The sequence below is a fragment of the Methylotenera sp. genome, from assembly GCF_030653755.1.
In the GTDB taxonomy this organism is placed as follows: Bacteria; Pseudomonadota; Gammaproteobacteria; order Burkholderiales; family Methylophilaceae; genus Methylotenera.
In genome coordinates this window covers 13,596-28,643 of sequence record NZ_JAURYU010000017.1, presented here as the reverse complement: position 1 = coordinate 28,643, position 15,048 = coordinate 13,596, and the positions used below count along the sequence as shown (strand labels likewise).

At 42.3% G+C, this 15,048-nt stretch carries 12 protein-coding genes and 2 tRNA genes; all 14 read right to left on the bottom strand.

The genetic code is table 11. The features are described from left to right. Positions 1–484: 484 nt before the first annotated feature. The 14 genes from hsdR to Q7U33_RS03445 all read right to left on the bottom strand — a co-directional run bounded on the left by hsdR (position 485) and on the right by Q7U33_RS03445 (position 14,717). On the bottom strand, positions 485–2,827 hold the full coding sequence (gene hsdR, locus Q7U33_RS03510) for an EcoAI/FtnUII family type I restriction enzme subunit R (protein ID WP_304858198.1): 2,343 nt from the start codon (positions 2,825–2,827) through the stop codon (positions 485–487). A gap of 5 nt (positions 2,828–2,832) precedes the next feature. Further along, on the bottom strand, positions 2,833–3,909 hold the full coding sequence (locus Q7U33_RS03505) for a Fic family protein (RefSeq protein WP_304858197.1): 1,077 nt from the start codon (positions 3,907–3,909) through the stop codon (positions 2,833–2,835). A 188-nt stretch (positions 3,910–4,097) separates the two neighbouring features. Continuing rightward, on the bottom strand, positions 4,098–5,255 hold the full coding sequence (locus Q7U33_RS03500) for a restriction endonuclease subunit S (RefSeq protein ID WP_304858196.1): 1,158 nt from the start codon (positions 5,253–5,255) through the stop codon (positions 4,098–4,100). Continuing rightward, positions 5,252–5,605, bottom strand: coding sequence for a GIY-YIG nuclease family protein (locus tag Q7U33_RS03495; RefSeq protein ID WP_304858195.1), 354 nt, complete (start codon positions 5,603–5,605; stop codon positions 5,252–5,254). The genes Q7U33_RS03500 and Q7U33_RS03495 overlap by 4 nt, the downstream gene beginning before the upstream one ends. 85 nt (positions 5,606–5,690) lie before the next feature. Next, positions 5,691–7,148, bottom strand: coding sequence for an N-6 DNA methylase (locus Q7U33_RS03490; RefSeq protein ID WP_304858194.1), 1,458 nt, complete (start codon positions 7,146–7,148; stop codon positions 5,691–5,693). Positions 7,149–7,253: 105 nt separating this feature from the next. Then, a tRNA-Met gene (locus Q7U33_RS03485) sits at positions 7,254–7,330 on the bottom strand. Positions 7,331–7,536: 206 nt separating this feature from the next. Further along, on the bottom strand, positions 7,537–8,622 hold the full coding sequence (ychF, locus tag Q7U33_RS03480) for a redox-regulated ATPase YchF (RefSeq protein WP_304858193.1): 1,086 nt from the start codon (positions 8,620–8,622) through the stop codon (positions 7,537–7,539). Between the two features lie 159 nt (positions 8,623–8,781). Continuing rightward, positions 8,782–9,357, bottom strand: coding sequence for an aminoacyl-tRNA hydrolase (gene pth / locus Q7U33_RS03475; RefSeq protein ID WP_304858192.1), 576 nt, complete (start codon positions 9,355–9,357; stop codon positions 8,782–8,784). A gap of 129 nt (positions 9,358–9,486) precedes the next feature. Further along, a complete protein-coding gene (locus Q7U33_RS03470; protein ID WP_304858191.1) occupies positions 9,487–10,101 on the bottom strand; it encodes a 50S ribosomal protein L25/general stress protein Ctc in 615 nt (204 codons plus the stop codon). Between the two features lie 74 nt (positions 10,102–10,175). Continuing rightward, the gene (locus tag Q7U33_RS03465; protein WP_370651978.1) at positions 10,176–11,129 is read right to left on the bottom strand and encodes a ribose-phosphate pyrophosphokinase; all 954 of its coding nucleotides are present in this window, start codon (positions 11,127–11,129) and stop codon (positions 10,176–10,178) included. A 111-nt stretch (positions 11,130–11,240) separates the two neighbouring features. Continuing rightward, positions 11,241–11,317 (bottom strand) — tRNA-Gln (locus tag Q7U33_RS03460). An 18-nt stretch (positions 11,318–11,335) separates the two neighbouring features. Continuing rightward, positions 11,336–12,211, bottom strand: a complete 876-nt coding sequence (ispE, locus tag Q7U33_RS03455; protein ID WP_304858190.1) for a 4-(cytidine 5'-diphospho)-2-C-methyl-D-erythritol kinase — start codon at positions 12,209–12,211, stop codon at positions 11,336–11,338. Positions 12,212–12,273: 62 nt separating this feature from the next. Beyond that, the gene (lolB, locus tag Q7U33_RS03450) at positions 12,274–12,879 is read right to left on the bottom strand and encodes a lipoprotein insertase outer membrane protein LolB (protein ID WP_304858189.1); all 606 of its coding nucleotides are present in this window, start codon (positions 12,877–12,879) and stop codon (positions 12,274–12,276) included. 62 nt (positions 12,880–12,941) lie between these two features. Continuing rightward, positions 12,942–14,717, bottom strand: coding sequence for a lipopolysaccharide assembly protein LapB (locus Q7U33_RS03445; protein ID WP_304858188.1), 1,776 nt, complete (start codon positions 14,715–14,717; stop codon positions 12,942–12,944). Between the last annotated feature and the right edge of the window lie 331 nt (positions 14,718–15,048).

The following is a 15,048-nucleotide window of genomic DNA, read 5'->3' as shown; positions in this document are numbered from 1 at the left end:
TATTAATTAAACCCTCCGAGCGTTGGTCTAATTAACCTGATAAATAAGAATCCAACAATGAGTATTGTAAATGCGCCATTAAGTTTTTAATTGCGCTGAAATGACATAGTGCAGACTTATCAGTAGGGATATCTGCAATTGCTAGACAAAAAAATAGCGCTTCTGTAAGGAAGCGCTACTAAACTTTGAGAGAGTATATATTGCTGAACAACATATGCTTGTATACTAAAAGGCAATGATTAATGAATTATTTCATATAGTTAACCAATTGTTTCATTATGAAATAATTGGTTAGTGTTGGCTATTATAGATTCTGGACTAATTTCAAGTGAGTAAAATACCCAACCTCACGAAAGATGCATCCTAATCAAGGCGTAGTTAACTAAGGTTTTTCGTTGGAACCCTTATTTATAGAGGTTTGTAAAATCTAAATAATTTTTTACGTCAAAGTGAAGTAATCCAACAATTGCTGTGTTTAGTATTCTTAGAGGTTCGCGTTAGTATTGGACTGATATAGGTATTTTTGAAATCCTACAAATAACTGCCTAATTTCTGAAGTATTACCTAATTCTGAAGTAGCATCGTGAATAGACTGATATTTAAGGCCTATCAAATCTTTAAGTTTTTCTTGGTTTAACTCTTCTACACCTTGTTTAACATATTGACCTAAAACAAAATCAATAAAAGCAGATTGCTTATCAGCAAAATGTTGGTGGATTACATCTTTAGCGTTATTTGCTCTATTAGTACGTGTCAGTGGTTGCCAAGCAAAAGCTACATGTGCCAGCACATCAAATAAATCACTATTTTCAGCATCTACAATACGCTGCATTTCTGCTAATACTTCTTTATTAAAGCCTTTCTCACTTAAACCATCTAGCAATTTTTTACGCGTTTCCGGGTTACTCCAAATATCACGTAGCGCATCCTCGTCTTTAAAGAACTCAGGTAATACACCAAATAAGCTTTCTAAGAATTGTGCGGTAGACATAGGTTTACCATCAGCCCCCCAAAAACTCGTCGCCATCATGTGTTGAATTTGGCGCGTTTTTCCATCTGAAAGTTTAATCAGTATCTTCTCTGGTTTGGGTTCTGGTGTGTAAGATGCTTTTGGTTGTTCAACTTTATTAGATTTGGCCACACTTTCGATTGGTTCTGTTGGCTCAATCGGATCAGGTTCGCCATCCCACTCAGGGTCGCTAAAGTGGTGGTGCGCTTTTACAAAATCATAAATCGTGAAGTAATCTTTGCCATCGTATAAGCGCGTACCGCGTCCTATAATCTGCTTAAACTCAATCATGCTGTTTACTTCGCGCATGAGTACAATATTGCGCACATTGCGTGCATCTACCCCTGTTGAAAGCTTTTGCGAAGTGGTGAGGATAGTAGGAATCGCGTTGTCATTGTCTTGAAACGCTTTTAAATATTGATCTCCTAGCGCGCCATCAGCTGCGGTTACTCGCACGCAATAGTCAGGGTGCTTACTGGTTTTAATCTGGTTAATGTAGTCGCGTATTTCTAGAGCATGTTCTTGTGAGGCGCAAAACACTAAGGTTTTCTCACGCTGGTTAATTAATTCCATAAACAGCTTTACGCGATATTGCTCACGCGCAGGTATTTTAATCGTGCGATTAAAATCACTTTCCTTATAAAGCTTGCCAGGCTCAGCTTCACCTTGCACCACTACACCATCACCTGGCGTATAGATATATTCATCCATGGTCGTGGCAATTTGCTTCACTTTAAATGGCGTTAAAAAACCATCATTAATACCTTCTTTAAGTGAGTACACATAAACAGGCTCGCCAAAGTAGGCATAAGTATCTACGTTATCTTTACGCTTGGGGGTGGCGGTTAAGCCAAGCTGCACTGCAGGTGAAAAATACTCCAGAATACCACGCCAGTTGCCTTCATCATTCGCGCCACCACGGTGGCACTCGTCGATGATAATGAAATCAAAAAAGTCTGGCGGGTATTCGCCAAAGTTAGGCGCAGGGTTGCCTTCGGCATCGGTGCCACTCATGAAGGTTTGAAAAATGGTAAAAAAGATATTGCCGTTTTTGGGTACGCGGCCTTTTTTGCTGATTTCATCAGGCGCAATGCGCACCAAGGCATCTTCATCAAAAGCCGAAAACGCATTAAAGGCTTGATCGGCTAAGCCGTTTCTATCAGCTAAAAACAAAATGCGCGGTCTGCGGGTTTTGTTTGCATCCAGTTCACGGCTTAAATTCCAGCGGCTATAAAACAACTTCCAAGCCAATTGAAACGCAATAAAGGTTTTGCCCGTGCCAGTCGCTAGCGTGAGCAATATGCGCTGTTGGTTATTGGCAATCGCCTCAAGCACCGCCTCAATTGCATTGTGCTGATAATATCGCGCACCAAAATAACCGCCTTTATCTTCAAACGGAATCTCAGCAAACTTATCACGCCAAGCGTTTTGCTCGGCAAAGGTTAAATCCCATAACTCATCTGGGCTAGGGTATTTAGCAACATCCGCCTCTTTGCCCGTGTGCATATCAATGGCATAAATGCGTTGCCCATTGGTGGCATAGGCAAAGCGGCTACCCAGCTTTTGCGCGTAGGTTTTCGCCTGTGCCACGCCCTCGGTATAAGGTTTATCCCATGCTTTAGCTTCAATAACTGCTAACTTATGGTTTTTATATACCAACACGTAATCAGCAATCTCTTGCTTACTACGCTTACCACCACCTTGCAAACGCCCCAACGTAATATGTTCACGCTTCACATAACTGCCATCTACCACGCCCCAGCCGGCGGCTCTAAGGGCCGGGTCTATATGTTCTGCGCGGGTTTCGGCTTCATTCATCAGCTTTAGTCCTCAAGCGTTATTTGTGTCAACAATGCAAATAATGGGTGATTGATATAAAAGTTTGTACGGCCAATTTTTTTCTTTTCCACAAAGCCACTGGCAGCCAACGTGTCTAAATGTCGGCCTGCTGTAATGCGGGAAACGCCTAAATCTTTTTCTAAAAACTCAATTTTGGTATAAGGGTAGCGAAATAAATTATTAAGCAATTCTTGGCTGTAAATTTTAGGCAACTCATTGCGTAAGCGGTGTTTAGTATTTTGCATTAAATCACGCAAGGCTTTCACTAACTTCACTTCACTTTTCGCAGTCATCGCAACGCCCTTTACCATATACACGCACCAATCCACCCAATCGCCAGTGTCACGAGTCGATTGCAGCAATTGATAATACTGGGCTTTGGTGGAAGTAATATAGCGGCTTAAATACAATACGGGTAAATCTAGCAAACCTTCACGCTGCAACATCAGCAAATTTAAAATACGCCCAGTGCGACCGTTGCCATCGTAAAAAGGATGTATGCTCTCAAATTGATGATGTGCAATTGCCATACGTAATAATGGGTCTAGCTCATCACCTTGTTGGTTGCCGGCATGAATAAAATCAACTAAGTCAGCCATCAACTTTTGAATCAGCACCGCATCTTGCGGCGGCTCATACACCACGGCGCCTGTCGTTTGGTTTTTAAGCACGGTGCCTGGCACTTTGCGTAAGCCTGCATTGTTTTGCTCTACTTCCTCTTGCACGCGCAAAATCGTTCTAAGTAAAATTAAGCCAGTATCTAACACCACTTGATAACCCACACGTAAAGCAGCAATATAGTGTTGGACTTCTTTGGCGGCAGGTGATGATGAACTGCTTTGCTCATAAGCAAAAAGCTCATCATGCGTGGTGATAATATTCTCTATTTCAGAGCTGTCTTTCGCCTCTTGAATGGAAAGCGTATCCAATAAAATAGCGCTATTGGGGAGTGATTCGCACAAGCCCTTAAGCTCAGCCAAATGACGATGCGCCTCAGCCAGTGCTTGCCAAACGGCCTTCACCTCTAAACTTTCTGGCTTGGGAATCTGTAAAGTATCCACGCAACGCACCTAAACAATATGTTCAAAAAACGTCATTATCTTATCACGTTAAATACAACATGTTCAAAAAATAGCATTTTCTTATCACGTTGTGTGCAATGTGTCGATATTTTTGCATTTTATCGACACATATTTACAGTATGTCGATGGCATCGACATAAGAAATAAAGTAACTACGTAGTTACTTTCTACAACTCGCCAGCAAACGCCTGTTGCAAGAGCGATTTTTTAAGGTCATCGAGGCAGGCGATTTTGCGTTGGTAGAGGGCTTCTAGGCGTTGGGATTCGTTAGCTAAAGCATCGGTTTTTTTTATTAATTCAATTTGCTTATCAATAGATGGAAAAGCTATTTTGTAGCTTTCGATAAACTCTTTGGATACGCGCTTATGACCAACTGCACCGCTCATTCTCTGAGCCCCTTCTTCAATAAAATACTTTCTAGAAAGGAAGTAATATAAAAACTCGTTTGAAAGACTTTTGTTTGGCCTGAATACAATGTATTCACTTGAACCAAAACCGATGCCGTTAGTTAGATTTTTTGCTATACCTAATTTCCCATTCTCAAAGCAGGGTGTAATTTTTGCTAGTAATACATCTCCTTCTGCAAAATAGGTGTAGCTACCAGCAACATCTTCCAAGGCTCTTTGCTTAATGGTATTAAGGTATTTTTGATTGATTCCTAAATCTTCCATTGGAGCAAAGCTCACCAAGTCTGAGTTATTTAATATTTTTTTTGCTTCATTTTTTGGTGGCTTTATTTCGCAAACCTCACTTAAAGTTTTGACTTCCCACTCCTCACCGCGCTGAGTAAATACTGATTGCAGGTGGCTTTCAAACAAGGCGCGGGCGTTTTTCAGGTTTTGTTCTGCATTTGCGCGCGCTTTGGCAATGCTCTCAAACGCTTGGTCGAGTATGGACACGATGCGTTGTTGTTCAGATAATGGTGGTACTGGAATTGGGATTGAGTTTAATGCTTTTTGATTTAGCTTTGGCTGTGCCGCGCCAGTAATATAGTCATCTAAAGGTATGCTTTCAAAAAATAACTCTACAAAACGTTGAGTTATCAAGTTATCAAACTTAATAATGTGAGCATGATTGTTTACCCAATACCGTCCTGTTGCTGGAAATGCAATTGGTGTAGAGCGCGCTAAAAGATTTGCCCCATCTTCTGAAATTAATAAAGTATCGCCTTCGAAAATATAGCTTGCAACATAATCAACAATTCCTGAAGCTCCGTAATATGGATACTGCCCTTCAGTTCGCGCCAATTTTGTAATAGGCACACGCTTGTTGTCTAAATTTTCAGCGATTTGATTAAGGGTTTTTATTTCCCACCCAGCCTTCATACATGCTCCCCATTCGTTCGTGGTGAGCTTGTCGAACCATGCCCTTCGACAAGCTCAGGGCGAACGGTGTTAGTGGGTTTTGCGAGGCGAGAAACCTCAGCCCAGTCACCTCGCATCATGGCTTCTTTCTTTTTACGGCTCCAGCCTTTTATTTGTTGCTCTGAGGTTAAAGCCTCTTCTCTTGTTGCAAAGTCTTGAGAGAAAACCAATTCTAATGGTCTGCGTTTGTATGTGTAACAAGTAGGGAAATAGCCTTGGTGATGTTGCGCGATACGTTGCTCAAGGTTATCGGTATGACCTGTGTAATAACTGTTATCTGCACAGTGCAAAATATAAACCCAGAATGCCATTATGAAGCTCTCCGTTCACCCTGAGCTTGTCGAAGGGTGATGTGGTTCGACAGGCTCACCACGAACGGTAAAAGTAGGTTGTTTATCATAGCAACGCCTTAATCCCTGCCAATACTTCTGCACTCTCCGCATCCAGTTTGGTGATTTCTTCCATAATCGCTTGCGGGCTGCGGTGCGCGACTTCTTCATTGCCGTTGGGGTTTTTCACGGATAAGTCGAACCCTTCGACTGCGCTCAGGGCAAGCGTGTTAATGCTCCAGCTTTTGGGGGAATCAGCAAAGGTTTTTTGTAGGGTGATAAATTCTGCCAAGTCTGCATCATTGAGCGGGTTGGTTTTGCCCATATTGCGGCCTGGCTCTAGCTGGTAAAACCATGTATTACGGGTTGGTGCGCCTTTTTCAAAAAACAGCACCACGGTTTTAACGCCTGCGCCTTGAAACGTGCCGCCTGGGCAATCAAGCACCGTATGCAGATTGCAACTCTCAAGCAACAATTTACGTAAACTCACTGAGGCATTATCGGTATTGCTTAAAAAGGTGTTTTTAATCACCACGGCGGCGCGGCCACCAGCTTTGAGACTTTTAATAAAGTGCTGTAAAAACAAAAAGGCGGTTTCACCTGTTTTGATGGGGAAGTTTTGCTGCACCTCTGCACGCTCTTTGCCGCCAAACGGTGGGTTGGCGAGGATAATATCGTAGCGATCTTTTTCTTGAATATCGCTAATGTTTTCTGCTAGCGTGTTGGTGTGGATAATATTGGGCGCTTCTATGCCATGCAAAATCATGTTCATGATGGCTATGACATAGGCTAGGCTCTTTTTCTCTTTGCCATAAAACGTGCTGGTTTGCAGGGTGTTTAAATCGCTGGTGCTTAAGTTTGGTTGACTACGTAAATAATCAAATGCCTCGCATAAAAAACCAGCGCTACCTACTGCGCCGTCATAAATCGTCTCGCCAATTTTTGGGTTGGTGACTTGTATCATGGCGCGAATCAGTGGGCGAGGGGTGTAATACTCGCCGCCGTTACGGCCTGCGTTGCCCATGTTCTTAATTTTCGCTTCATACAGGTGTGAAAGCTCGTGCTTTTCTGCTTGGGTGTTAAAGCTGAGTTCATCAATGCGCTCAATCACTTCACGCAAGTTATAGCCGCTTTGTATTTTGTTGTTAATCTCGCCAAAAATCTCACCGATTTTATATTCAATGGTGTTTGGCCCTGTGGCGCGTTGCTTAAAGCCTTTTAGGTAGGGGAATAGTTTTAGATTTACAAACTCTTTCAGGTCGTCACCTGTTAAGGCGTTGTTGTGGTCAAACTTACCATCAGCGGTTTTAGGCGCTGCCCATGTTGGCCAGCGGTAGGCTGTATCAATAATAAACTGGTAGGCTTTGCCTTCAAGCTCTGCTTCCATCGCTTTGGTTTGTTCTAAGGCATCCAGATACTTTAAAAACAAAATCCAAGAAGTTTGCTCGGTGTAATCTAGCTCGCTAGTGGCACCTGCGTCTTTATGCAGAATATCGTCGATATTTTTGAAGGTTTGTTCAAACATGAGCGCCTCAGTTTTTTTAATTATTTTAGGTGCTAGATTAGTCTATTTAAGGCTGTAGTGCCGAAAATAAAAAAGCCACACCCGAAGATGTGGCTTTTTTGGTTATGGTGGTGAAAGAGGGACTTGAACCCTCGACCCCAGGATTATGAATCCTGTGCTCTAACCAGCTGAGCTACATCACCTTGTAAATCTGATGCTAAAACATTAGCAAGGGCGCAATTCTAGTGTTTTAGTCGTGAATTGTCAAAAAAACTTTGCTTAAAAGTGTGGTTATTTTCATTAAAGTGCACTAATTTTTTTAGCGTTAGCAAACTGGATGTTTTAACCTTGCTAACGCCGTAAGATTTAACTGAAATTAGGGTAAATTTTTAACCTAGACGTTAAATCTCTAGACGTTAAACCTAAAGTGCATCACATCGCCATCTTGCACAATATATTCTTTACCTTCTAAGCGCATTTTCCCTGCTTCTTTTGAGCCTTGCTCGCCTTTGTTTTTTACGTATTCATCATAGGCAATCACTTCTGCACGAATAAACCCACGCTCAAAGTCTGTATGAATCACACCAGCCGCTTGTGGTGCTGTAGCGCCTTTTTTAACTGTCCAAGCGCGTACTTCTTGTACGCCAGCAGTGAAGTAGGTTTGTAGGCCTAGTAAATCATATGCGGCACGGATGACGCGGTTGAGGCCTGGTTCATCTTGGCCTAGCTCTGCTAAGAATACGTTTTTGTCTTCATCATCTAGTTCTGAAATTTCGCCTTCAATTTTTGCGCAAATGCAAACCACTGGTGCGCCTTCGGTTTTACCTAGGGCGACTACTTTGTCTAGGTATGGGTTGTTTTCAAAGCCTTTTTCATCCACATTGGCGATGTACATCACAGGTTTCACTGTAATCAGGCATAGTGGTTTGATAATGTCGAGTTCATCAGCATCTAGGCCTAGTGTGCGTACTGGTGCACCTGTGTCTAGGTGTTTTTGGATTCTTTCGCAAAGGCCTGCAAGTGCAATAGCGTCTTTGTCGCCAGATTTAGCTTTTTTGCTTTCGCGTTGCAGTGTTTTTTCAACGGTTTCCATATCAGCAAGTGCAAGCTCGGTGTTGATCACTTCAATGTCTGAAAGTGGGTCAACCTTCCCAGCCACGTGCACAACGTTGCCATCATCAAAGCAGCGTACTACGTGTGAGATTGCGTCAGTTTCACGAATATTAGCAAGGAACTTGTTACCCAAGCCTTCACCTTTTGATGCGCCAGCCACTAGGCCTGCAATATCAACAAATTCTACAATGGCTGGTTGTACGCGTTGTGGTTTTACAATATCAATCAACGGTTGCATGCGGGTATCTGGTACCTCAACAATGCCTACGTTTGGCTCGATGGTGCAGAATGGGTAGTTTTCGGCCGCAATCCCTGCTTTGGTAATTGCATTAAATAAAGTTGATTTTCCTACATTAGGTAGGCCCACGATTCCACATTTCATATTTTTCCAGTCATCTTTAACGCAATAGTTGCGTTGTGTTCGTCTTGATCAATTCGCCGTACTTTTCGTACTGTCTTCATCTATTCATCTTTTTTTATCATCCACGCCTTATTTTTGCGCTAAATCTGAATGGAAAACAGTATGCTCAGGTCAGGTAATCTATTTCTTTGTATGCAATTTTAACATGGCGCTATCAAATTCGCCCGTAAGCAGTAAATCTACTAATTTAGTGCTATCGATAATGTTGTCTTCAATGGCTATTTGTTCATCTTTGGTGGGTGCTTTGAGCACAAAGTTAACCACTTCAGTTTTTGAGCCAGGGTGGCCAATGCCCACACGCATGCGCCAGTAATCAGGCGTGCCAAGTGCGGCGTGAATATCACGCAAGCCATTGTGGCCGCCATGCCCACCACCAAATTTCATTTTGGTGCTGCCAGCTGGTAAGTCTAATTCGTCATGAATCACCAAGATTTCATTTGGTGATATTTTGTAGTAGTTGGCTAATGCTGCAACAGCTTTGCCACTTGCGTTCATAAACGTGGTTGGTTTAATCAGCCAAGTGTCTGCGGTTGGGCTTAATTTACCTGTGAATCCAAAAAATTTAGCATCTATCGCTAATTTACTATTGGTCGCGGCGGCAAGTTGATCTATCCACCAAAAACCTGCGTTATGGCGCGTGGCTACATATTTTTCGCCAGGGTTGCCTAGGCCTACAAATAATTTAATTCCACTCATAATAGTCACTTTTGTAAATACATTTTTTGAGCGCATGTTGCATGATTTTACTTTTAGGGAGCGCCCTAAAAAAAACGCGCACTTTAATAATAAAGTGCGCGCTATTTAACTAGCTTACGTAATTAATACTTAAGCTGCTGGAGTTTCAACTGTTGCTGCTGCATCAGCAACGCCACCGCGTGTTTTAGCGATAGAAGCTACTGCCGCGTCATCACCGTGCGCCAATTGTACAAACTCAACACCTTTTGGTAGTTTGATTTGTGACAAGTGGATTGAGTGACCAATTTCTAATGTTGCAACGTCAACTTCGATAAACTCTGGCAAGTCTTTTGCCAAGCAGCTTACGTCAGCTTCTGTTAATACGTGAGCAACAATACCGCCACCTAATTTAACACCTGGTGCTACATCAGCGTTAATGAAGTGGAATGGAACTTTAACGTGGATTTTTTCAGTTGCACTAACGCGTTGGAAGTCAACGTGTTGAATCGTGTTACGAACTGGGTGCATTTGGAAATCGCGTAATAATACGCTTTCTTTTTTACCATCAAGAATCAGCGTTAACACTGAAGCGTGGAAAGCTTCGTGACGGAATTGTAAGAACAATTCTTTAGCGTTGATTTCTAGTGGGAATGCATCTTTACCACCACCGTATACTACACCAGGCACAGAGCCAGCATGACGTAGGCGGCGGCTCGCACTCGTACCTTTAGCGTCACGTTTTACTGCATTGATTTCAATAGCCATTTTACTACTCCTAAATTTACTGCTTTACTACAATGAATCTGCCTTCCGCGACCAGAAGGCAGGGTGAAATACTTTTAGTCCATAAACAATGAGCTGACAGAATCTTCGCAGCTAATTCTGCGAATTGTTTCTGCTAGCAAGGCTGCAGCGCTCAATTGACGGATTTTTTTACAATTTGCAGAGTCATCTTGCAACTGAATTGTGTTTGTGACGATTAACTCGTCTAGCTCAGAATTCATAATGCGCTCTGCAGCACCGCCAGATAATACTGGGTGAGTTGCGTAAGCGACTACTTTTACTGCGCCATGTTTTTTTAATGCGGCAGCTGCTTCACATAGTGTGTTTGCAGTGTCTACCATGTCATCCATAATCACACAGGTACGGCCAGCAACATCACCAATGATGTTCATGACTTTAGCTACGTTTGGTTTTGGACGGCGTTTATCAATAATCGCAAGATCAGAGCTTAGTTGTTTTGCACATGCACGCGCACGCACTACACCGCCAACATCAGGAGAAACTACCACGAGATTCTCATGTTTTTGCTCTAGCAGGTCTGCCAATAAAATTGGAGTTGCGTAGATGTTATCCACTGGGATATCAAAAAAGCCTTGAATTTGATCTGAGTGCAAATCCATCGTTAGTACACGATTAACACCAACACCAGTGAGCATGTTAGCTACTACTTTAGCTGTAATAGCAACGCGTGCTGAACGAGGGCGGCGATCTTGGCGTGAGTAACCAAAGTACGGAATAGCGGCTGTGATGCGGCCAGCAGATGAGCGACGAAGCGCATCCACCATGACCATGACTTCCATTAAGCTATCGTTTGTTGGGTGGCTGGTAGATTGCAATACAAAAACATCGCGACCACGCACATTTTCAAGCAGTTCAACCATGACTTCGCCATCGCTAAATTTGCCTACATGCGCTTGACCAAGCTCTATGTTCAAGTGTTTTGCAACTTGCTGCGCGAGCACTGGGTTGGCGTTGCCAGTAAAGACCATCATATTGCCGTTAGACGCCATTCGATTTCCTATCGTGCTGGCTCATCAAGATTGACCAGCTAACTAATAAAAAAAACTCACTAAAAAATAAAAGCGTGTAAATCAAATAATCTACACGCTTTTACAAAAATTTGGCTGAGGAGGAAGGACTCGAACCTTCGGATGCTGGGATCAAAACCCAGTGCCTTAACCAACTTGGCGACTCCCCAATATTTAATCAGCTTAATTTACTTATAAAAAGGATGCTGATTCAACCCTTTTGCAACAAACCCAAAATATTCTTTCGGTTTTTGTTGGTAAATACTATTTGCAGTTTCCTGATCAGTTACTTCCAAAAAGACCGAAGCACCTGAGCCGCTCATTCTAGCATCTCCGTACTGTTTTAGCCAGCCTAAGCATGCTTTTACTTCAGGATAAATGCTACAAACTACTTTTTCCAGTTGATTTGTAAACCCAACGTGGATGTTTCCTAACGCTGAGTTTACAGTGCTTAATTTCGCTATCTCTGAAAAGGCGGCTATTTTCTTAGGAATCGCATTCTTTGTCAATTGATTATTAGAAAAAATTTGTGCTGTTGATACATGTACGTTTGGCGTGAGTACAACATAGTAAGCATTGTTTAACGAAATGGCTTGTAGTTGCTCGCCCACACCTTCTGCCCAAGCGTTACTGCCATAGATAAAAAACGGCACATCTGCGCCTAGCTGTAACCCCAATTTTAATAGTTCTTCACGCGGTAGGTTAAGCTTCCAGCGTTGATTGAGGGCAAGTAGCACGGTTGCTGCATCTGAACTGCCACCACCGAGACCGCCACCCATGGGTATTTTTTTATCGACTAATATCTCAGTGCCAAGTTGGCAGCCTGTATGTTTTTGTAGCAATCGCGCGGCGCGAACACATAAATCATTTGCTTCTGGAACACCTGCAACGTCATTCACGCGTTTAATTGTGTTGGTGTTTGTGGTTTTTAGATAAATGGTGTCGTAATAATCAAGTAACCTGAAAACAGTTTGTAGTAGGTGGTAGCCGTCAACACGTTGCCCAGTGATATGTAGGAATAAATTGATTTTGGCTGGTGCTAAAAAAGCTTCAAAGTCATGCATGGCTGTTGTATGGTTTGAGTTTATCGATTTAACAAAATTTAAAGTATTGAGTAGGTGATTGTTTAGTGGGGAATGTTATCCCAGTTTTCTACCAATAGTTTAAGGTTCACTTGATCACTTTTGAGGAAGATTTTTCCTGGTAGCCAGTATCCATTAAATTCTGCGTAGTTTGAGAATTCAATTTTCCAGTCATCTTGATGCAGTGTGGTGAGTAAACCTTGCTCATCCCAAGTGCTTGATTGAATAGGCCTGCTTGATGGGCGACCTAAAGACCAGTCGGCTAACCCTGATAGTGGGAGTGACCAGCCTAGTGTGTTATAGGTAAGCGTTTCTGCATCTACGGCAGATGCTGTTTTGCCATTAGCATCCGTCAGTGTGATTTGATCGTTGGATTTAGTAATTTGCGCTATTTGGCTTCCAAGTGGCGAGAATAAGCCAATGTTATCGGAGGCTATTGAATGATGCCACTTTAAACCACCTGAAAAACCTTTGCTGTTGGTTTGCACGCCTATTCTGCCCTGAAGCGAAAACTGCTGAATTGCCGCATTGGCTTGTAGCTGTTTTTGGTGGCGAATGGTTGAGTCTGCGCTCATTGGCACTTGATTAGGTGTGCTTGCACACGCGGCTAATAAAGTGACTAGGCTTAAAGCTAAAAAATGACGTGTCAATTGAATTGGTCTGACTAATCTAGAGATAGATTGAAAGTTACTAAAAAATACTACCGTCGCATTCAAGATTTGAATTTGTTTGCAGTAATTAATAAAGTTTCATTCTCAGGATCGGCAGTCAGTGCGTCACTCCATATTTTTTTAGCTTTTTCATATTCGCCCTTTTGCCAGAGCACCTCGCCCAAGTGCGCTGCAATTTCAGGGTCTGGGTTAATGTTGTACGCTTGTTCTAGATATTGAATCGCTTTGTCTAAGTTGCCTTTACGATAATGTGCCCAGCCCAAACTATCTAACATGTAATGATCATTTGGGGAAATTATTAATGCTTTTTCAATGAGGCTAATTGCTTCTTTAAGCCTGATGTTTCGGTCTGCAAATGAATAGCCCAGTGCGTTGTATGCGGCGGCGAAATCAGGCTTCTCAGCAATCGATCTGCGTAACTCTAGCTCCATGATGTCAAATTTCCCCACGCGCTCTGCGGCAAGTGCGTAGTCATAAACCAACTCTGGTGTGTTTGGCAGATTTTTTACGGCCTTGCCCAGTAATTCAAAAGCTTCTTGATGACGTTTTTCTTTAGACAACAACGCAGCCTGCGCTTTGATGACTAGGATTTGTTGTTCTACGTTTAAGTCATCTAAGTTGTCTAGTAATTCAACGGCTTTATCAACAGATTGCGTTCGTGCAATTACGTTAGCTAAATTAAATTGAGCCTCAAGGTGGCGAGGGCCTGCAGGCACCTTGTTGTACCAAGACATTGCGGTAGCATCATGTTTTTGTTTTTCAGCAGTTTGCCCAAGATAAAGGTAAATTTGGTCTGACTCTTTGAAATTGTTAGCGATTGCTTGTTTGAAGTAGTTTTCTGCCTCATCGTAATCGTTGGCTTGGAAAGAAAGTAATCCAACAATGGCATAAATTTCTGCGTTGTTATTGTCTTGTGAGTCTTTAGCGTGCGCTAAAATTGTCGGAAACTCTGCTTTTGCCGCAGCATATTGCTTTTGATTGACTAGAATTTTGGCAAGATTGATACGAATCTCATTTGCCTCTGGTTGTACTTTTAAATATTCATAATAAAAAGCAATGGCTTTATTGGGTGATTGGCGAAATAGCACTTGTCCTTTCAATAAAGCTGCGATTACCCAGTTAGGGCGAGCGTCTTCGGCTTTTTCGAGTGCATCAAGCGCTATCGTATCTTGATTAGCAATATATGCTGCCTGTGCAACTGCAAAGTTGGCCTCTGCCAACGTCGGGTATGGTTTGGCTAGTGATTGAACTAGTTTTAATACAGCATTCTTATCTGTACTTCTGTTAAGAATTGAGTTGATAAATAAAAACCCACCGGCTCTAGATTCTTCTTTCACTAGTAACTGCGCTAAATAAGGCTCTGCTTCGTTAAGTCGTCCAGTTGCGATCAGCATTTCTGTCATTGCTTGCTGCGCTTCTGTTGAAGTTGGGTCTAATTCTGCCCAAAGCTTCACAGCGGGAATCGCTAAGTTAGGAATGTTGGCATAAGCACCAATCTTGGCTGCACGTTCTGCTAGGCGCGCATCTTGTTCAGCGCGAGCTAAGTCATAAAAAATAGCACCAGCTGTGCCTATGTCGCCACGTTGGCCTGCAACCTCAGCGACTAGGTACTTATAAACAAACTCCGAGGTGAGTGTTCTTTCAAGTCGGTCATTAGGTTGGCTGCTATTTACTAAAGTGTCTGAATGATAACGATTGGGTTGATTGCTTGCGCAACTAGTCATGCCGAGTGTGAGTATGCATATAGCAACGCTCACCGCAGTTGAGATTGGGTAAGTTTTTTTAGGCGGTGTAGTCATGTCTAGTTTTTTTGTCATCAGGGTAGGTGAAACTATTTATAAAGTTGATTAACTTGCGCTATATAGTAAATGACGCGTTTGTAGATTGCATTAATTTTAATGGGTTTAAACTAAATATTTGCCCAGAATTACTAAATATTTGCGCTGCATCACCGAATGTGTCTATCTAATTATTAGCTTAACACTGTATCATGCCTCGTTGCTTCTTAGTCCGTGACAGCGGCTGCAAGTTCCGACATAATTATAGATTGACTATAGCGCAAGTGAAGTGAACTGTCGCATATAGCGTTAAATCTATAGATTTGTTTTATCTGGGTCAGACTTTTATAATATCTTTATAAAATTGGTG

Excerpts from the sequence above, each read along its gene's own strand:
- hsdR (WP_304858198.1), bottom strand. The coding sequence starts at position 2,827 with ATGAATGAAGCCGAAACCCGCGCAGAACATATAGACCCGGCCCTTAGA.
- Q7U33_RS03500 (WP_304858196.1), bottom strand. The coding sequence starts at position 5,255 with ATGAAGGCTGGGTGGGAAATAAAAACCCTTAATCAAATCGCTGAAAAT.
- Q7U33_RS03495 (WP_304858195.1), bottom strand. The coding sequence starts at position 5,605 with ATGGCATTCTGGGTTTATATTTTGCACTGTGCAGATAACAGTTATTAC.
- Q7U33_RS03490 (WP_304858194.1), bottom strand. The coding sequence starts at position 7,148 with ATGTTTGAACAAACCTTCAAAAATATCGACGATATTCTGCATAAAGAC.
- ychF (WP_304858193.1), bottom strand. The coding sequence starts at position 8,622 with ATGAAATGTGGAATCGTGGGCCTACCTAATGTAGGAAAATCAACTTTA.
- pth (WP_304858192.1), bottom strand. The coding sequence starts at position 9,357 with ATGAGTGGAATTAAATTATTTGTAGGCCTAGGCAACCCTGGCGAAAAA.
- Q7U33_RS03470 (WP_304858191.1), bottom strand. The coding sequence starts at position 10,101 with ATGGCTATTGAAATCAATGCAGTAAAACGTGACGCTAAAGGTACGAGT.
- Q7U33_RS03465 (WP_370651978.1), bottom strand. The coding sequence starts at position 11,129 with ATGGCGTCTAACGGCAATATGATGGTCTTTACTGGCAACGCCAACCCA.
- ispE (WP_304858190.1), bottom strand. The coding sequence starts at position 12,211 with ATGCATGACTTTGAAGCTTTTTTAGCACCAGCCAAAATCAATTTATTC.
- Q7U33_RS03445 (WP_304858188.1), bottom strand. The coding sequence starts at position 14,717 with ATGACAAAAAAACTAGACATGACTACACCGCCTAAAAAAACTTACCCA.